The sequence below is a fragment of the Sulfuriferula plumbiphila genome (assembly GCF_009938015.1).
Lineage (GTDB): Bacteria > Pseudomonadota > Gammaproteobacteria > Burkholderiales > Sulfuriferulaceae > Sulfuriferula > Sulfuriferula plumbiphila.
In genome coordinates, this window is sequence record NZ_AP021884.1 from 2,028,079 (window position 1) to 2,045,783 (window position 17,705).

General features: G+C 57.8%; 14 protein-coding genes. 4 read left to right on the top strand and 10 right to left on the bottom strand.

Annotation, left to right across the window (positions count from 1 at the left end):
* Nucleotides 1-9 precede the first annotated feature (9 nt).
* The 3 genes from GZH91_RS10555 to GZH91_RS10565 are packed head-to-tail and all read right to left on the bottom strand — an operon-like array spanning nucleotide 10 to nucleotide 5,165.
* Nucleotides 10-3,762, bottom strand: coding sequence for a DUF6079 family protein (locus GZH91_RS10555; protein ID WP_198415290.1), 3,753 nt, complete (start codon nucleotides 3,760-3,762; stop codon nucleotides 10-12).
* A gap of 22 nt (nucleotides 3,763-3,784) precedes the next feature.
* Nucleotides 3,785-4,240, bottom strand: coding sequence for a BREX-3 system P-loop-containing protein BrxF (gene brxF, locus GZH91_RS10560; protein WP_147073228.1), 456 nt, complete (start codon nucleotides 4,238-4,240; stop codon nucleotides 3,785-3,787).
* Nucleotides 4,241-4,250: 10 nt separating this feature from the next.
* A complete protein-coding gene (locus GZH91_RS10565) occupies nucleotides 4,251-5,165 on the bottom strand; it encodes a WYL domain-containing protein (protein ID WP_147073226.1) in 915 nt (304 codons plus the stop codon).
* A gap of 151 nt (nucleotides 5,166-5,316) precedes the next feature.
* Here GZH91_RS10565 and GZH91_RS10570 point away from each other — a divergent pair, with 151 nt between their 5' ends.
* From GZH91_RS10570 to GZH91_RS10585, 4 genes are read left to right on the top strand one after another with little or no spacing between them, the layout of a single operon-like run.
* Nucleotides 5,317-7,317, top strand: a complete 2,001-nt coding sequence (locus tag GZH91_RS10570; RefSeq protein WP_161984244.1) for an NUDIX hydrolase — start codon at nucleotides 5,317-5,319, stop codon at nucleotides 7,315-7,317.
* A 27-nt stretch (nucleotides 7,318-7,344) separates the two neighbouring features.
* Nucleotides 7,345-7,878 carry an HD domain-containing protein gene (locus GZH91_RS10575; RefSeq protein WP_147073222.1) on the top strand — a complete coding sequence of 178 codons (534 nt, stop codon included), beginning with the start codon at nucleotides 7,345-7,347 and terminating at the stop codon, nucleotides 7,876-7,878.
* Nucleotides 7,879-7,889: 11 nt separating this feature from the next.
* Nucleotides 7,890-8,939, top strand: coding sequence for a hypothetical protein (locus tag GZH91_RS10580; protein ID WP_147073221.1), 1,050 nt, complete (start codon nucleotides 7,890-7,892; stop codon nucleotides 8,937-8,939).
* A gap of 57 nt (nucleotides 8,940-8,996) precedes the next feature.
* Entirely contained in the window at nucleotides 8,997-9,746 is a 750-nt protein-coding gene (locus tag GZH91_RS10585) for a hypothetical protein (RefSeq protein WP_161984245.1), read from the top strand.
* Between the two features lie 142 nt (nucleotides 9,747-9,888).
* Here GZH91_RS10585 and GZH91_RS10590 read toward each other — a convergent pair whose 3' ends face one another.
* The 7 genes from GZH91_RS10590 to GZH91_RS10620 form a co-directional block, all read right to left on the bottom strand.
* Nucleotides 9,889-11,253 (bottom strand): DUF3987 domain-containing protein, encoded by a 1,365-nt coding sequence (locus GZH91_RS10590; protein WP_232522175.1) that lies wholly within the window; start codon nucleotides 11,251-11,253, stop codon nucleotides 9,889-9,891.
* Nucleotides 11,254-11,271: 18 nt separating this feature from the next.
* A complete protein-coding gene (locus GZH91_RS10595; RefSeq protein ID WP_147073216.1) occupies nucleotides 11,272-12,153 on the bottom strand; it encodes a plasmid partitioning protein RepB C-terminal domain-containing protein in 882 nt (293 codons plus the stop codon).
* Nucleotides 12,150-13,052, bottom strand: coding sequence for a plasmid partitioning protein RepB C-terminal domain-containing protein (locus GZH91_RS10600; RefSeq protein WP_058719320.1), 903 nt, complete (start codon nucleotides 13,050-13,052; stop codon nucleotides 12,150-12,152). Before GZH91_RS10600 ends, GZH91_RS10595 begins: the two co-directional genes overlap by 4 nt.
* Entirely contained in the window at nucleotides 13,049-14,614 is a 1,566-nt protein-coding gene (locus tag GZH91_RS10605) for a recombinase family protein (RefSeq protein WP_223264563.1), read from the bottom strand. Before GZH91_RS10605 ends, GZH91_RS10600 begins: the two co-directional genes overlap by 4 nt.
* A gap of 171 nt (nucleotides 14,615-14,785) precedes the next feature.
* The gene (locus tag GZH91_RS10610; RefSeq protein ID WP_198415292.1) at nucleotides 14,786-15,064 is read right to left on the bottom strand and encodes a hypothetical protein; all 279 of its coding nucleotides are present in this window, start codon (nucleotides 15,062-15,064) and stop codon (nucleotides 14,786-14,788) included.
* A 344-nt stretch (nucleotides 15,065-15,408) separates the two neighbouring features.
* On the bottom strand, nucleotides 15,409-16,083 hold the full coding sequence (locus GZH91_RS10615; RefSeq protein WP_147073209.1) for an RloB family protein: 675 nt from the start codon (nucleotides 16,081-16,083) through the stop codon (nucleotides 15,409-15,411).
* On the bottom strand, nucleotides 16,083-17,351 hold the full coding sequence (locus GZH91_RS10620) for an AAA family ATPase (protein WP_147073207.1): 1,269 nt from the start codon (nucleotides 17,349-17,351) through the stop codon (nucleotides 16,083-16,085). The genes GZH91_RS10615 and GZH91_RS10620 overlap by 1 nt, the downstream gene beginning before the upstream one ends.
* Nucleotides 17,352-17,705 lie beyond the last annotated feature (354 nt).

The window sequence follows — 17,705 nt, forward strand, 5'->3', positions numbered from 1 at the left end:
GCTTTCACATTACTCAATGATGAAGCGTAGCTTTTCGGGATCTTCCTTGCCCTTGCAGCGCTCTTTCAGGAAGGCTTCGAAGCGCTCGCGCACATCCTTGAGCGTGGCAGGTGACCCCCCCAGCAGCAGTGCCTGCTTTATCTCGTCAGCTTTGACCACCACTTTCTCCAAGCCAACCAGCGCCATCTGCACTGCGTTGGCAAACTCGCTGGTGACTGGGTCTGGCAACGTGCGTGACGACAGGAAGGAGTTGATCAGCTTCTTGCTGGCGTCCGGCAGCAGGCCGAGGCTTTCCTGTGTGAAGGGGTCTTCCAGGTTTTCCAGCAAGGTTTGCTGCCAGTTGGCGACGAGCTGATCCAGATCGTCATCCAGCTTGTGCAGTGCTTTGGCTGCAGGGATGCTGAGCTCCAACTGTTCGGCCGAGGGGCGGTATTGGCAGTGCGGGCACACGGCGACCGTGTTGAGGGTGGGCTCGTCCAGTGCAGAGCAGCTCTTGAGGCCATTCAGCGCTTCTTCAAACGTGGTGAGCTGGCTGACATTCATCATTTCCACACCAGCCAGAACGCGCAGGCCTTGCAGACGCGGGTCGTTACGCAGGGTGTTCCGGCTCTTTTCTTCCGACACGCCAAGCCGCGCCTTGGTGTGGCTGGCGATGTAGGCTTTTTTGTAGTCTTCCTTGAGCTGGTTGAGCGTTTGGCGGTACTCGCTGGCGTGTTCGGTCGTGCGGTCCTTGCTCAGCTTTTCTTGCATCGCCTTGCGCGCGGCTTCGGCCTGCTTGACCCACTCGTGCCCTGCAGGCAGCACCATTTCGGCCTGCGAGAGGTAGGCAGCCGTGCTGCCCAGCTCCACCACCAGATCGAGCATGCGCTCAACGGCGGCCAGGACCTCCAGATTCTTTTTCTGCGCTTCGATGTCCTCTTGGGTGACGCGCAGATTCTTCAGCTTGCCGACGGTGTTGTACGGCGACAGGTCTTCGGTGAACTTCTTGAGCGAATCCAGCCGGGCGTGCCAGCCCTTGGATTCTTCTTCGCGCAGCAGGTTTTGGCCCCAAAAGCCGAGCTTGCCTTGTTGCAGATCCGAGCCCGCCTTAAGCACACGCGGCGTCATGGCGCTGATGCGGTCTTGCAGTTCACGCACTGCCTCTGGGTCGCCTTGCGTGGCCTTTTGCGCCCAGCCGGAGGCCAAGCCAAAGAACTCGAACAAGGCTTTCAGGACGGCGACATTGATTTCCTTGGGCGCTTCGATGTGTTTGAACTGCTTGAGATCTTCCAGCGAGCGCTCAGCCAGTTGCGCCAGCTTGCCGGAATCGATCTTGTCGCCGGTGATGGACAGCACCAAGTCACCGGAGTACACCAAGCCGCTCAACACGGTGACCAGCAGGTCGGGTTCCAAACGGTACTTAATGGGCGCAAAGTATTCGACATCCGCATTGCCCGAGAGTAGTTCGCTGCGGTTGAGTACCTGGCCGTGGCCTTTTTCCTTCAAGCGCTTCAGCACCTCCTGGGCATAGCGGGAGTTGGCTGGCTCGACACGATCGCCATCCAGCAACTCCAGTGCATCCAGAACGGCAATGGCGTCTTTGGTGCGGTTGCCACCGGCCAGGGCGCGCAGTGCGTTGCCGACCAGTTGCTTGCGGTTGCCTTCGGTGAACAGAACCGAGAACGTGGGGTACTCCGGGGCCAGATCGACGAAGTGCTGGCTCAGGGCCAGACCGGAGGTGATGTTGACCACGTCGCGGAAGTTGATGCGCTCATCCGGCCCAAGGCGCGCACGGTCACGCAGGGAGATGCCTTTGGACCAGTCTTGCAGAGTCTTGGTTTTGCCCTGGTAGGTCACTTCGAAGGCAGTCATCTGCTTTTCCTGCAGCCATTTGCCCATGGCCTTGAGGAAGTCCTGGGCCTTGGACATGTAGATGGCCTTGGCTCCGCCACTGGCGGTGGAAGCCAACTCCAGCGCCGCAGCGTAGGAAGACAGGTGGCGTTTGATGTCTTCGTCCAGGCCTTTCAGGCGGAAGAAGACCTCATCGGCCAGGTTGTTGTCCGTGAACTTACGCTTCTCGAACGGCGGGATGAAGTAGATGTAGAAGTCCCGCTCGGGCTGGGCTGTGGGCCGGTCGTTCGGTGCGCCAAAGAACAGGTAACCGATGCGATCGGCACGGCGTTCTTGCCATTCGATTTGGTACTGCCAGATCTGGAAACCCGAGACATAGCTCGGGTCGTTCGGGTTTTCTCGAACCAACTGCAGCAGTGCCGCGTAATAGGCGCGGTCAAGCTGGTCGTCATCAAGGCTGCCGGTGCGGTTTTCGATTTGCGCATCGTAATCGATGTCTTTCTTCAGGTCGAGGTAGTACTGCTCGGTGTCAGCGGCCTTGGAAATGAACTGGCCGTTGACGGTTTTGAGCACTTCCCGCAGGACCGTGACGACCTTGGAGAGCAGGTTCTCCGCAGCATCACCCGGCAAATCAGCAATGGTCGGGTCAAACAAGCAAAGCGCATCACGCAACTCTGCTGCCGTGGGGCCGATCGGCACATGGATGTCACCGCCGGTGGTCAAGCGATGCACGGCCAGTGCGTTGATGACGCGCAGTGCCATCCCTTTGTAGGCCGGGCGCGTGAACGACTGCTGCACGCGAGACTCCAGCACGTCGGAGACGCGCAGAACCTCCTTGATGTTGGCATCTGGGCGCAGAGCGGAATTCTTCTTGATGGTCTGCCAGTACGTCTCATAGCTGATGAGCTCTGGCTTGTCGGTTGGCACTTCCTGATCGAGGAGCGCCTTCATCGCGGCTTCGATGGTGGTCAGTGCGCCCCGCTTTTCGGCGAAGTGGATCTGCTCAAAGGTTTTGAGGTAGTCCGGGTGAACGGGGAACAGCCGGACGTACTCGTCCATGCGTTCGTTCATGGAGCCGTAGAACTTGGTGAAGGGCGTGAGGTACTCGCGGATCTTGTTTTGCTGATCGGCACTCTTTTTCAGCAAACGCGCGGCGACCACAAAGCTGACGTCATTGCGGTCGATCAGAATTTGCGTAAAGCGTTCGTGCACGCGGCGCATGCTGCTGGCCACGTGCTCGAAGCGGGCACTATCAAAAATGGCTTCCTGCACACCTGCAACAAAGCGGAACTTGAGGTGCTTGGTGACTTCGCCAATCTGGCGCAGGATGGCCAGATCGAGTGCCAGTTCGTGGCCGCGACGCGAATCGAGGTATTCAAGGAACTCGTCCACCACCAACAGGATGCCCTGGCCCGGGTAGACGTCTTCAAACGCTCCCATCATTTCTTCGAAGGAGTGCTTGTTGTCCAGCTCCTGGTCAGCCGTGGGGAACGTGTAGGAGACGCCAAGGTTGGCCAGGAACTCTTGCAGCCTACGGGTGATGATCTGGCGCAGGGGCATCTCCAGACCACCCACCTCGATACGCAGCACCTTGAACTTGCCCGCGATGGACGCAGCGGCTTCGGCCACCTTCGGATGGCGAAGCATCGGGGCGTAGGCCGCATCTTCGGCCACCAGCGACAACACCGACATCAGGTGCGACTTACCCGTTCCGTAGTTGCCGACGATCAGCACACCTTTATGGTCAACGGTGTCGTCGAAGCTGATTTGAGGAATCATGAGCTTGGCGATCCGCTCGGCCATGTCATCGGAAATGACATAGGTGGTGACGAGCTTCTTTGCCTCATCGGGCCGCCCGGCGTCGAGCAATTGAATGACCGATTCGATTTGTTCGAACTGGACCAGATCACCGTATTTCATCTTGTTAGCCATGTTTTCCTCGTTCCCCTAAGCTTTAAATCTCAAGTGCGACCACGCCATCAGCGTCGTAGTCGCGGTATTCCGGGTGCGTCATCTCGGCGTAATACAGCCGATTCCCGCGCAGTTCGCCGGGCCAAACGGCCACGACGCGCTTGGAGTGCGCCAGCCGTTTGATCAGATCCAGCGGATTGATCTCCAAGCCACGCTCAAACAACAACTCGATGTTGTCGAGCAGCAGCACCGCTTCTTTACCCTGCTTGTCAGCGATATCCCGCAGCAGCTGGCCCGCAGAAAAGCCACGCGCTGCGTGCGGCGTAGCCGACAAGCGACGCCCCAACTCCAGGTTGACGTTCAGCGGCTGGACACCCAGTTTGGCTCCCAACTCTTGCAGCAACTTGGTTTTGCCACTGCCGCGCGGCCCAGCCAGCACGATGAGTTTTGTGTGTAGCTCGCCAAGCTGGTCTACGTACCGTTCCAGTTTTGTCAGCATCAGCAGCCCCTCATTCCACTTCGGCTTCTGGCCGAAGGTGGTCAGGCGAGCGGTAGCCGGGAGCGAGCAGCGCGTTCTTCACGCCATAGAGCGCCAGGTGATCCCGCAGCCACAGTCGATATTCAGGGCCTCGCAGGCTGTGATCGGGGGAGCAGTCCACGCTCCACTTGCGCAACACATAACCGGCAGTGGCGGCGCGCAGATTCATCTTGAGCAGGCCATCGCGCATGCCGTAGTCCAGCAGTGTGACCTCTGGTCGTGACTGATCTGGGTGGGGAACGAGCTCCAGTTCAACGATACGAGTCCACTGGATATCCTGATCAGGACGCTCATGTGCCTCAACCGGGGCATCTTTCAACACGGCAGGATCTTGAATCCGGGTCAGCACAAAGTCTCGAAACTCACCCGACTTGCGGTCGAAGGCGCGGGTGTGCCAGCGCAAGCCAGTGTCCAGTAAGGCGAAAGGGACGATCTCACGCTCGCTTTGGCCGTTTTCGACAGATTGGTACTTGATACGCACGGGGCACTTGTGACTGATGGCCCGGGTGATGCTGGCCAGCGTGCTGAGATCGGGCTGCCCCAGTTTGTTGGGAATGTCGCAGGTGATACCGGTGCGGGAGCGGACCGGTTCTCCATCCCCAAAGCCTTCAGCCAGCCACGTCAGGACTCGCTCGGCTGGAAAGTCAAACAGGGGTGTGAACGCTCGCCCAATGATGTATGTCTTGGAGCTTCCGTCGTACTCGATGTTTGCTGGGGCCATCTCTTTGTAGAGCCCCAGGTCTCGGGTAGCTGCGGCTGTTTGGATTCCGAAGCGTGACGCCATGTCCTGGCGGCGGATTTCGCCCACGAACCATAGTCGCAGCTCGATGTACGCCATTCGGTCACGCTGGGCGTGTCCAAGTTCTTGTAGGCGATCTGTGGTCATCTTCTGTTACTCGATTCCAAGTGGACTGGTGTAGATCGTCGAGAGTATAAGGGAGCGATTGTTGTGTGTCGATACGATCCGGTAGTTAAATAATCAGCATCAAAAAGAGTCTGATTGAAGTATGATTGTGCAAGTCAAGGAGAGCAAAACTATGTGGCTCATCACCTCCATCGGATTTTTCAGCGTTGTACAGAAGCCGGGCGACAAGCAAAACGGCACGTTGACGGTGCGCTCGCGAGTCCGTAGCGACCTGGCAGCTCTCAAGCAGCACTATCTTCCTGGCTTGGGGCCGATCCAGGAGAGTCTCGATACCGACTACCGTTTCAGGGCGGTCGCGCCGCGCGCCGAGGTCTCCGCCGCGATGGCGCGGATGATCGAAGACTTGGACTATGGCAACTTCAAGTCAGAGGTGGCCAAAAAGCAGGGGCCCAAGCGCGCGAGCCTGTATCACCAGGTTTGGGATGTGCTCTACCAGTTGCAGACCTCCCCAAATTTTGTCGAAACAGAACCCACCGCAGACAGCTATGGTGGCGTGGTGGTCAGTGGTGGGCACAAAGTTCTTCTTCGCGAGCCAGCCAAGCACCACGGTGGGTATGCCTGGACCTTTGCCAAGACCGTGGCCAAGGAGGGAGAGTCACCGCGCGATGCTGCCATCCGCGCCGTGCGAGAGAAAACGGGCTACGACGCGGAAATCCGCATCAGCGTCCCGGGCGTCTTCAAAGGCTCCTCGTCCAACACCTGCTACTACGTGATGGATGCCAAGCATCCCCCTGCGAAGCCGAGCTGGCAGACCGCTGCCTTGCGTTGGGTAAATTTTGATGAGGCTCGCGATCTGCTTCGGCAGTCACCGAACGCCGAAGGTCGCGATCGGGATCTGGCCATTCTTGACGCGGCGGAGAAGGTGGCCGGGATCATCGCTTACAAGGAACACCCGAATGTCCAGCCGGAAGACTGGACGGACCTCAAGTCCATGCCTGAGCGGCACACCGTGCTCTATCCGAAGCTGTGCTTCAACCCCGATGAGATGGCGAACATCCGTCGCGGCTTCTTCCCCACGGTAATGGAGCAGAAGTGGTTTTTGTACTTCACCGGCGAACGGCTAAGGATGCACCGGAGCTGGACTGGCGTCCTGATCTTTGACGTGGGATTCGCCTTTGACCCCAAGGGTGCCGCCTACGTCGCCGACGTGATCGTGAACCGGGAAAGCCGGGAGTACAGCAACACGGATGACGATGAAGACCTGAAGTTGCTGGAGGAGATCATTCGGTCTCACTTGCTTCAGCCGTTGGAGGAGCCGGAGGTGGATGGCTTCGTGAAGGCAATGGGTCTGGCCATGCAACCGAAATACCTCGGATCACCAGAGGTGGTGACAGCGCTGGTCAAAGATATTTTCGACGTCGCCATTCGCGCGTTGGCCGAAGTAGCGACCGAGAAAGACTTCGTCGAAGCCGTAGGGAAGGTGATTGCAGCGTTTACGGATGACAACGCGGGCTACACCCGGATGCCGGGTTGGCACAGCGCCGAGCAGATGGGGGGCTACATCAAAAAGTACCTCATCGGCAGCGATCAGGGCGAGCACCTGGCAGAGATCATTGGTAACGGCATGACCGCGTTAATTGCCAAGTTGCAGGAAATGCTGGGTGGTTTCTTGCAGGACCCTGCCGCCAATTGGGAGGAGCACGCGCTGGTTCAACTCAACGCGCTTCATCAGTTCGTGGTGACAGTTCTTCTTGGCACCAATACGGTGCTGTCTGGCGGGAAGACCTTGAGCGACTTTCAGTGGGTGCCGATTGCCGCCGGAGCCGGGAATAAGCAGGTCATCGTCGACGTGGGTTCCGAAGGTGGTTCATTGACCTTGTACGGCGTGCAGTCTCCCGAGGGCTGGCAGTTCCGGGTTGAAACCAATGAATCTGCACTGGAGGACGATGAGGATATGACGGATCTGCCGGAGCGTCCATGGGTGGGAACGTGGCGCAGTGCCCTGAAGCAACTTGATGCACACCCGTGGACTCAACTTCATCCTCTGACGGTTCATTCGGAGTTTTGCGATCGAGTTTTCAAGGCCTTGCAGACCCGGAAGAAAAAAGGCCTTGTGATCGATTGGGATGAATGGGGCAATGTCCTGAAAATCTTCGTAGATGAAGAACAGTGAGGTTTAAATGCAAAGAAGGGAGCAGAGATGAGTGCAGCAGCGATTGTGAAGGCAGCCCAGTTTGCGGCCGAGAAACACAAGAACCAACGTCGAAAGGATGCCGATGCGTCCCCGTACATCAATCACCCCCTGGCGTTGGCCAGTGTGTTGGCCGTTGAGGGGGGGGGTGAAACGCCGGAAGTAATTTGTGCCGCACTGCTGCACGACACCGTCGAGGACACAGAAACCACTGCTGAGGAACTGGCGGCCATCTTCGGCGCCACGGTGACTGGCATCGTGCTGGAGGTGACCGACGATAAGAGTCTCGACAAGGCGGTGCGAAAAGAAGAACAGGTACGCCATGCCCCGCACATTTCGCCGGAGGCCAAACTCGTCAAGCTGGCCGACAAGATCTGCAATCTCAGGGACATCCTGGCATCCCCGCCAGCGGACTGGAGCGCTGACCGAAAACGGGCGTACTTTGACTGGGCCGCAAGGGTGGTGGCAGGGCTTCGTGGTGTGCATCCTGCGCTAGAGGCTGTTTTTGACGGGCTGTACGGCCGACAGGCTGAACTGCTTTAACGGTGGCGCGGATGCGAATCGAACAGCACATCGTTGCAGCCTGGGCAAGGCAACTGAGCGACAAGCTCATCAAGGATTCCATCGCGGCTTTGGAGCAGATGGATGCCAATGAAATGCTCTCCGGAGATGACTCGGGCCTGAAAAATGTGTGGGAGGAGATTTGCGTCCAGGTACAACAGGAAGAGTCCATCTTTTGGGATGCCTACCTCGAGACTATGGAGGGTCTTTTGACTGGCTTCGTCGAGTTGCTGGATAGGGACGCGCGCATGGCCTTGTGGGCAGTTACCGACGAGGATTCGGACTATGTTGATGACCACCAGGCAGACACAGACGGCGTTCGTGACGTCCCTGTCTCAGAAGATGAAATTGTCAGCAAGCTGAAGGATGAGTTGTTGTCAGCGGCAGCCAATTATTCGAACTCGCGCATCACGAAGTTTCTCGCGCGCCACGAGGATGGCTACGACGAACTCGAGGAAGATGAGGATGACGAGGAACTGGATGACGATGGAGCAGAAGAGCAAGCGGAAACCACAAAGCGATTTTTCGACCTGCGACCTGCAGTAGCTGACCCGGTGGTTTTTGTTATCACTAGGCAGCTGATCGATGACGTGGATGTTGAAAGCTCTCTCGATTTCCTCCGGTCCCTCGTTCCCGTCGAACGCCCTGAACACGCATGGGCCTACAAGGGGCGCTTGTCGTTGATGATCAGCGGGTATGACAGTGATCCGCGAGAGCTGTACGAGATTTCTGAGGTCTGCCATTACTTGCGCGCGCTGGATGCCGAATGGCCGTTCTGGCTATTTTTCTTCAATCAGGCAGATGAGTCCATCAAAGTGGTCGCAATGTGCTTGGCCTCGGCGATTGAAGTTGCACCCGGTGCCGCGCACATCGATTCGGAAGGTCTGAAGCACTTTCTGGAGAGAGGATTTGCAGCCGTTAACTACCTGTTTGATACCTACGGGTTCCCCGAGTCGGAAAACGAAGTGCTGTCGATGGGTGTGACGCAGATACTCGAAAACAGCATGATTGACCCGGATCGTGATGGATACAGCCTTGGGTAAATCTCGGAACCTCGACAGCGCTCGCGGCTGTGGTGAGCTTGCAAGGCAAAGTTCAGTATGACCATTGTTCGTGGCGTCAGAATTATGGCTTCGCCGTGTTGTGGGGCACAGTATTCCTTTCCCAGGTATGTGTCGATGAACTTTTCGGCATTCGAATACTGGACCGACGGCTGGCGAGAGTACTCACTAATGCCTAACGATGAGGGGATTCGTCGCTGCACTTGCGGTCAATTTGTCTTGCTGAAAGACATGGTCGCAGTCGATGCCGCTGACTCCTCGGAGCTGCCGTATATGGATCGTGTACCAGATGAGCTTTTACCCGAGTGCATTTCCAAGGCAGCAAGCGAGGAAATGGAGGTCGCGGCAAGGCTCGGGTACTGGCGACATCTCAATCACGAATATCGACAGGCTTACCGTCAGCACAGGGATGCGGAAGAAGCCACCACCAAGGCGGTATGGGAGGCCGCCAACCCCGATCGCCGAACTTGGTGGGATAAGTTGCGCCGCCAGAAACCGCCCAGCTACAGCAGGCCGGTGGACAGCCCGTTCACGTATCCGGCGTTCGAAGCCACAGACGCGCAGCTTGAAAACATGAAGCTACTGAGCGCGATACTGCAGAAATGGGGCTTCGCCTCGCGACCTGGGTACACCATGGAGCTTGCAGAGCTGTACCGAGAGCAGGGTCGCTTTGATGAGTCCCAGAAAGTAATTCTGACACTTGACCAACGAGATGTCGGCGTAACCAGCAACCTCATTGGCAAACTGATCAAGGAAAAGCAATCGGCGCCAATGCGCTACAGGATGTGACCCAGTTTTGGATTTTCTCCTGGGAACGTCCGTGCAAGGACTTAGGCGAAATCAGCGAAATCAGCGAAATTAGTGATGCGACAAGCACTTGCGGGTGACCAACGTCGGCGAAGTCAGCGAAAAAACCCCCCTCAGCCTGGCGCTATGGCGCTGCCAGCCTGTACACCCGTAGTGGCGCGCCAGGTGCGCCGTCGCTGCGGTCGGCCTGTCGCACAGTAATCTTTGGCGGCGTACTCGTCAGAAGGCATTGCAGACTGTCATCGATCAACGACTTCGGCACCTTGCCACGGAAGCATTCTGTGCTGATCTGACTGCGCGTGGCCTGACCTCTATCGTGCAGGAAAGCCAGCACCCGGTTGGAAAGTTCGAGCGCTTGGGCCATCCTGGCATCGTCAGCAGCACTCACAAAAACGTACCGGACGGATGCCGTGATGTACTGTATCCAAGCCATCGCTGCATCGATGTGCGGCACATCGACTCGAGTCTGCAAATCGGTCAGCGCGAACAACATCGCCAAGCGCAGCAACATCGGTGCACGGCGTTCCAGCATCGAATTGACCACTTCGCTACCCTGATCCTCGTTGAGTTCGGTTCGATAGAGTTGGGCGTACCGCCACTGTGCCTGCGCAGACAACTCCATCCGCAAGTGGTCACGCTGATCCACCTGATCGGCTCCTGTGAATCTGAGTATCTCCAGAACCCTGCTTGCCAAGGCATTCACGGTGGCCTGTGGTGTCGCTTTCGGAAAAGGCAAGATTTGCGATCGCTCGGCCCAGATCATCAGAAACCGGTTGGCAAAGCCATTGGTCAACTCTCGAGAAGTCATCATTTCCGTCAGTTCGCTGGGCGAAATCGCACCACTGAGGCATACGTGTGGATGACTGGCGTACATCCGGTTCGACTTCGTCGCGGGTTTGAGACTGACGCCATCCCAGCAATCTCGCAGAGCGGCAGATAGCGTATTGCCTTCGCGGCGTCCCTGGTGCAGAACGTTCGCGAATTCGGACTCGACCACCCACAGTCGCTTGTCGTCAATCGCCGGAATCTCCTGTTTGCCTTGTCGATAGCCGTCGTGCATCAGGGCCACAAGGCCCTCGCGGCTGGACAGACCGCCACGGTGAATCTGCGGTGCATACCGATCATCCAACTCGCGCAGAGCCTGATCGATTCGCAAGACCAGTTGCACGGCGTCGCCTTTGCGGCCACGCCCCGAGCGCCCGATGTGCAGGCAGAAAATTCGAGTGTGGTGCCAAGTATTCCCGATGGGCAGGTACACGCCCCGTCCAATGGCGCAGGAAAGGTAAGCGATGAAATTGGCCGCGATGGCATAGGGATTGGTTTCCGTGCCCTCGCCGCCAGCACAGGCCACCTCGCCAACCAAGCCGTAAAGGCAAGACCGGTGGGGGTGCGGCGCATTTCGATGGATGCCAGCTCCTGAGTTCGCAAAAGGCGAAACCTCATCGAGGGAGGAGCCGAGCGGAGGACCTGATACATCCTCCCTGGGCATTCCAGGGCCCTGCATTCACTACTTGTCCAGAGCCGTGGCCTGGACGATCCCCGAAAACTCGCGCAGGATGTCGGGGTTGTTCTGCGACAGGAACCGGATCACGGCTTCGTTGTCCAGCAGTTTCGTCAGATAGCCCCTGGCCAGCACCAGGTTGAGGACGTCCTGCCCGTACGACTGCTCGACCAGCTTGAACTGACTTTCCAGGTTTGCCATTTCGCGCTCCATCTTCGCCATTTGATCGGCGGTGACACCTTTGACTTTCTTTGGGCCTCCCTCGTTGACCAGCATGTTTGGGGGCGTGGCCGCCAGCAAGGCCTGGGCGTAGGACACCGTGATGTTGTTGGTGGCCACCATCAGTTCGACGCACTCGACCTGGCGCGTCGGTTTGAGCTTGCGCAGGACCGGACTCAGGTTGGCCGAAAAGTGCTTGTCTCGGAGCAGTCGAACAGCCTCCGCGCAGATCCCGTCCAGCAGGTTGATCTTCTTGGTGATGTGCTCCAGGTCCAGTTCCAATGATTTCGCCAACCGAGCCGGTGTGACGCCACGGTCCACCGCCCGCCGAATCATGAAATGTTCCTGGATGGTCGACAACCGGTTGATACGGTTGTTGTAGGTGTAGCTCTCGTCGTCCTTGGCGATCAGGCATGGAGCATCAGTGAAGCCCAATTCCTGCAAGGCAAACATTCGGATGTGCCCGTCCAGCAGCAGGTGCATACCACTGGTCCTGTCTGCTTTGGCGATCGTCAGGGGTTCGATCAGGCCAACGGCATCGATAGAGGAAATGATCTGCTTGAACTTGCGCGAACTCATGAGCCCGTCAGGGGCTTTGCGAGAGGGCAACAGTTTTTCGAAGGCCACTGTAATGGGTTCAGGGATGAATCCCAGGTTGCTTTGCGTCATGAGGCGTTTCCTGCGGGCCAGACGCGTTCAGCAATGTATTTCGGCAGACTATCCAGCCCCTCGGCGCGCAGCAGGTTTGTGAAGTTCTCATCGGCCATGAGTTGACGCATGGCTTCAGCCACGAAGAGCAGTCGCTGCTGGGCGAATTCCGCTTTCTTGACCATGAGCTTTTGCCGTTCGACCTCGTGCTGGTACGTCCTGATCAGGCTGGAGGACGTCACGTCCGGGACCTTGCGCGGCGCCCCCCTTGCGATGGACCGCCCCAGCGATCGGCGTTTTTCGATGACCTTGCGCGCCTGGATCAGGTGGTTGCCGCGCAATTGGCCGTTTTCATAGGCCTCTTGCAAGGCCGCCTGGATGTCCTTGTCATTACTACCAGCCCCTGCGATGGCCAGCGCAGCGTTGAGCGGGATGCGGCCACTTTCAACCGCAATCAGTAGCCGCTCCTCACCGTTTTTGAGTAACTGCAAGATGCCATGAACGTAGTCCTGGCCCAGCCCCGTCTTTTGGGCGATGGCCTTTTTGTCGTAGCCCTGATCGCGCATCTGTTCGATGCCCGCCAGCAACTCCAGGGTTCGCCCCTGGCGGCGGGCGATGTTTTCAGCCAGGCTCATGATGAAACCGTCTTCGTCGCTGACATCGACGACCATGGCCGGGATGGTGGTCTCGCCCAGGGACTTGAAGGCCTTGAGCCGACCTTCACCGCAGATCAGCAAGAATTTCTCCCGGCCATCGCCGTCCTTGCGCGGCGTGACCGTGATCGGCTTCTTCAAGCCAATGTTCTTGATGTTTCCGACGATGTCATCGAAGATTCGACCATTGCGGTCGCGCGGATTGAGGACTTCGATCTTGTCGATCGGAATCATCTGGAGATTGCTGGACGGATGTTCTTTGCTCATGCGGCCCTCCTGACGCGGGTACGTTCTGCCATGCCGTGGAGATAGTCCAGGCTGTCAAAGCGGTAGCTCTCGAACTCGATGCCGTTGTGTTCGGCCAGGCTGATGCGTGGCAGGCCGAAGTCCAGGCGCGGGAGCAAGTAGTAATCCAGTGGAGCTTGGTTCGGTTGGTCCAGGCGCACGGCCACCGTGATGTCAGGTGCCAGACTGGTGTCGAAGCGAACCTTCCAGCGCAGACGCCCGCTGTCGTGGGTTTGGCACCGGGCCAAAACGACCGAAATGCTGAACTCCCGGTTCACCGTCAGCAGGTCGGTGGCCGGGTCTCGCACGACCGTGCCACCGAGTTGCGCGATGGCTCGTTCGGTCTGGCCGATGATTTCCGGGTGCAGCTTGCGCAGGAACTTGTTGACCTCCAGGAACTGGTAGTCCCGATCGGGGGTGAAGCCCACCGCTTCGTAGGCCCGGATCAGGCTGCCGAAGCGGTGGATGTAAGCGGCGGCCGACGGCATCCCTTCGGCCTCATCGATGATCAGACCCGACAAAAAGCCACGATGCTGGTAAAGGTTGCGCAGTTTTTCGATCAACTCCTCGCTACTGAAACGGTGCGCCCGGGCCCGGATGATGCCTTGAGCCATGTAGAACACCTCCGGCGGCACGATCGCCTCGAAGGCGCCTTCCTTCTTGATCCACATGTCCGGCTGGTTCGTGATCCGGTGTTTTTTGAGCTTGAAGGAGATCCGGTTGTAGACGTTGTTGCCGATGTACTTTTCGTTGGTCAGCACCTCGCGGACAGTGGCCCGGGTCCAATCCCGGTCCAAGTCGGTACGAATTCCCTGGCCATTGAGTCGGGCCGCGATTTCCGACTCCGGTATGCCGCCATCGATGAACCACTTGTAGATCTGGTTGACCGTCTGTACCTCGGAGTCGGGGCCTGGCATCAGGATCACCCGATCCGTTTGCAGGCTTTTGTGCTCTCCGCGAGTCAACTCACTTTTGACGGAGCCACTCTGGTCGATCAGGACGCGGCGCAGGCCGTAACCGGCCGGGCCACCTTGGCGGTACCCCAATTCGATCAGGCGGCACTGCCCGGCAAACACCTTGGCGGACAGTTCCCGGCTGTACTCGCCCGCCATGGCACGTTTGACACCTTTGACGATGGTGGAAACCGGTGAGCCGTCGTTTTCAAACTGTTCGGCCACGTAGGTGACGTGGATGCCAGCGCGGCGACAGATGTACTCGTAATAGGCGCTTTCATCAGCGTCCTGGAACCGACCCCAGCGGCTGACGTCGTATACCAGCACCATCTGGAAGTCGGTGGTACCGGACTCCACGTCCTTAATCAATTGCTGCAGCGCCAGCCGCCCGCCAATGTTCAGGCCGCTTTTGCCTTCGTCGGCATAGGTCCGCACGATCTCGATGCCGCGTTGAGCAGCGTACTCGCGGATCTTGTCGGCCTGGTTTTCGGTCGAGTACTGTTGGTGCTCGGTCGACATCCGGACGTATTCGGCGGCCCGGAACAAGGCAGGTTGGTCTGGCTTTCCACTTTCTGATTCTTCTGATTGCATAGGGACCGATCACACAATTTTTGATTGGTGCTCTCGGGCCCTGCGTTTCACTTCATCTGTAGCTGTGGCGCCGGTGGTTGCCAGCGTCGAGGTACCGTTGAGGCGGTTGCCATGCAGGTGTTCGAGAGCTCATTTGGGCGCAACGGTAATACCCGGCATGTGAGATGACCATCACGTCCTCTCTTTGCACGCGTCCTTTTTGCAGGGACATTCCACGCGCGCCGGGGTGATTTCCGCGATCCAGACGTCACTCTTTGCAGACGGTTCTTGCTGGAACTTGATCCAGTACAGGCCGGATAGTGGGGTGCCTTTGGTCACCACGGTCGCCACCGGTGCTGGGCTACTTTTGTCAGTCTGGCTCCTGTACGTTCGCCAGTAATCAGGATTACGATCAAGCCACGCGCGCTGGCTGCGTGACTGGTTTTCACGGTAGTCGGGATCGGTCTGCATCTTGACGCTTTGCCACCGAAGTCGTCTCTCGCGTTGACAGGCGGGTGCCGAACAGTAGGATTGATCGGGGACCTGAGGTCGGGGTGTAAACGGCTCGCCGCAGCAGGCGCAATTTTTGGTGGGCATCGAGTTTCTCCATACGAAAATTTGTATGGAACCCGCTGGCCAACTCTGGTGGCCTATTGCCTTGTGCAACGATGTTGGCGACTCGGTATGGCTGCAAACCAATCAAGCACCCATTCACACCCATTTCTTCTCCTTGTCTTTACAAGTGAGACGAATCGTCACAACGATGTCATGACACGACGGTGCGCTCCGCAATGGCTGCGCTTATCGCTGCGATGTCAGCCACGAAGTGTTGTCAGCAACCTCACCAATTCGACAATGGCAGTGAACGGTTCGGGATCTGTGTGCGCCGTGAAACGCGCTGACAACCGTTCTGAACGCAGGGTGGCGACCGATAAATGCGCGCCGGTGATCGCGAACGCGTTGCCAGCACCTTTGTCGTACCCTGGAATGTGCAGCTTGAGGCGGCGCATCACTTCATCACGATGCAGCGGAGCCTGAATATCCTCAAAATGCAGCAACAGCCACAACTCAAAACTGGGCACGGAAGCAATGGCCTGAAAGGCTACCGGCTGCTTGGCATCGTTCCTGAGCTTGCCATCGAGCGAGGCAGCCAGCGTCAGCGCCTCGTGATAACTGTCATGGTCATCGCGGTCAAACACGGCATAGACCTTCTCGAACGCGCGACGCTGAATGTTCTTGTGGCGGTCGCCATCTTCAAACAATGCTTGGGCGTACTGCACCACCTGGATAGGTGCAGTGCCTAATTCGCTGGGTCGAACTTCCACATTGGCAGTGTGCAAGCGGAAGGCCGCACGGATCTCACGAAAGTAATTCGGCTCGGTCTTGCTGCCTTCAGAAACGATCAAGATGCGGTCGTAGCTCGCCCGCCGTCCCTGCTTGCGCTCAAGCTGTTTCTGTTGTCGCTCTTTGGGGGAGTTGTCGCGAGCCATCAGTGTTTCAGCCCCAGGGTGTGGCTGAGGAATGGCACGCCGCCATACCGTCCCATCAGGTAGCCGCGTTCCAGTGCCTCGTTCTTGCGCGGGCTGAATTCGGATAAGCTGACTAACGCCGAGGTCTGATCACGGTCTTTTTCTACGAACCACACTTGATCGCGTCGGAACAAATCTGGTGCGTCCAGCAGCGACGTGTCGTGCGTCGTGAATATCAGTTGTGCGCCGCCGGTGTTGATCTCTGGGCGGTGGAACAGTCGCACGAGTTCGCGCACCAGCAAGGTGTGCAAGCTGGTGTCGAGCTCGTCGATGACCAGCGTTAGCCCTTTGCGGAGGATGTCGAGCACTGGTCCTGCAAGAAACAGCAAATTGCGCGTGCCGTTGGATTCGTCCATCAATTCAAACACGGCTTTGCCCTGTTCGGTGACGTGATGGAAGCGCAGCTTGTGTTCTTCCATTTCTTCCGAGCGCACTTCAGTTTTACCGGCCACCAAGTCAAAGTGAACGGCCTGCCCAGGGACTTTGCGTGTTTCCACATCAATGTCGGCGATGCTGATGTCGGCAGCAGAGAGGAAGTTGCAAATCTCCTTGCGGCCGTCATCCTGCTTGAGCATCTGAATGGACACCTGTGGACTGAGTTGGGCTTGCTCGTTGAAGATCACCAGGCGATTCACAAACCAGTCGAACACCGGTCGCAAGGCTTCGCTGTTGAGTTGTACGGCCATCGACAGGAAGAGGGCGTTCGGTCGGGTGGCACCTTCCCACAGGTTCTTGGGTCCTTTCAGGCCGGGACCGAAGTCGTAGACATCCTTGCCGGTCTCAGTGTCAAAGCGGCGTGTGAACCAACGCTGGGGCTTGAACGCCTTGTAAACCAGCAGGTGCTCACTGACGATCCGCTGAGCTGTCATGGAAAAGCCATACTGGTAGCGCACACCATCGAGCAGGAACGTGACTTCGAACTCGCTGGGTTGACTGGCGGAATCGACATCGAGTCGGAAGGGCTGAACTGCGAAGGTCTGGCCCGGCTGGATCGCCGTCGCGGACTCGGTCACCACGCCGCGCATGTACTGCAGGGCTTTAATGAGATTGGACTTGCCGCTCGCGTTGGCACCATAGACCACAGCACTGCGCACCAGGGTGGGTGCGGCACTGATGCCGGTGGCTTGGGTGTGGGTGTCCTGCAGGGTCTTGTCCTTGGACGCAACAAGACTAAGCACCTGCTCGTCGCGCAGACTGCGGAAGTTCTTGACGCGGAACTCGACCAGCATTGCATTCACCTCATTTTTATAAAATAGAGTCTTATTATGACTCAAAAGTGCAAAAAACAAATATATTTTTGAATTCTGGGGTGGTTTGAGTGATCTGGGTTGGCATCGCAGGCCTGCCGGGTGTCAAGTCCCCGTTTGAACTTCGCTGGAGCCTTGACGTGGCACCCAGCTGCGGTTCGGCCAAATCGTCGAATCCGCGCCCTAAAGACCCGTGCGTTACTATCTGGTTCTGAAAGCGGACGCGGGTTCGGTTCCGTGTTCCACCACCAATAATGAAACCCCAACCGTTCTCGGTTGGGGTTTTTTCTTGCCTGATCGCGCCGGTTTCCGCGTGTTGTTGGGGCTTCCTGCGGA

Bases quoted from the DNA above. Each gene is read 5' to 3' on its own strand.
- GZH91_RS10555 (WP_198415290.1), bottom strand. From the start codon at position 3,762: ATGGCTAACAAGATGAAATACGGTGATCTGGTCCAGTTCGAACAAATC.
- brxF (WP_147073228.1), bottom strand. From the start codon at position 4,240: ATGCTGACAAAACTGGAACGGTACGTAGACCAGCTTGGCGAGCTACAC.
- GZH91_RS10565 (WP_147073226.1), bottom strand. From the start codon at position 5,165: ATGACCACAGATCGCCTACAAGAACTTGGACACGCCCAGCGTGACCGA.
- GZH91_RS10570 (WP_161984244.1), top strand. From the start codon at position 5,317: ATGTGGCTCATCACCTCCATCGGATTTTTCAGCGTTGTACAGAAGCCG.
- GZH91_RS10575 (WP_147073222.1), top strand. From the start codon at position 7,345: ATGAGTGCAGCAGCGATTGTGAAGGCAGCCCAGTTTGCGGCCGAGAAA.
- GZH91_RS10580 (WP_147073221.1), top strand. From the start codon at position 7,890: ATGCGAATCGAACAGCACATCGTTGCAGCCTGGGCAAGGCAACTGAGC.
- GZH91_RS10585 (WP_161984245.1), top strand. From the start codon at position 8,997: ATGACCATTGTTCGTGGCGTCAGAATTATGGCTTCGCCGTGTTGTGGG.
- GZH91_RS10590 (WP_232522175.1), bottom strand. From the start codon at position 11,253: ATGCCCAGGGAGGATGTATCAGGTCCTCCGCTCGGCTCCTCCCTCGAT.
- GZH91_RS10595 (WP_147073216.1), bottom strand. From the start codon at position 12,153: ATGACGCAAAGCAACCTGGGATTCATCCCTGAACCCATTACAGTGGCC.
- GZH91_RS10600 (WP_058719320.1), bottom strand. From the start codon at position 13,052: ATGAGCAAAGAACATCCGTCCAGCAATCTCCAGATGATTCCGATCGAC.
- GZH91_RS10605 (WP_223264563.1), bottom strand. From the start codon at position 14,614: ATGCAATCAGAAGAATCAGAAAGTGGAAAGCCAGACCAACCTGCCTTG.
- GZH91_RS10610 (WP_198415292.1), bottom strand. From the start codon at position 15,064: ATGCAGACCGATCCCGACTACCGTGAAAACCAGTCACGCAGCCAGCGC.
- GZH91_RS10615 (WP_147073209.1), bottom strand. From the start codon at position 16,083: ATGGCTCGCGACAACTCCCCCAAAGAGCGACAACAGAAACAGCTTGAG.
- GZH91_RS10620 (WP_147073207.1), bottom strand. From the start codon at position 17,351: ATGCTGGTCGAGTTCCGCGTCAAGAACTTCCGCAGTCTGCGCGACGAG.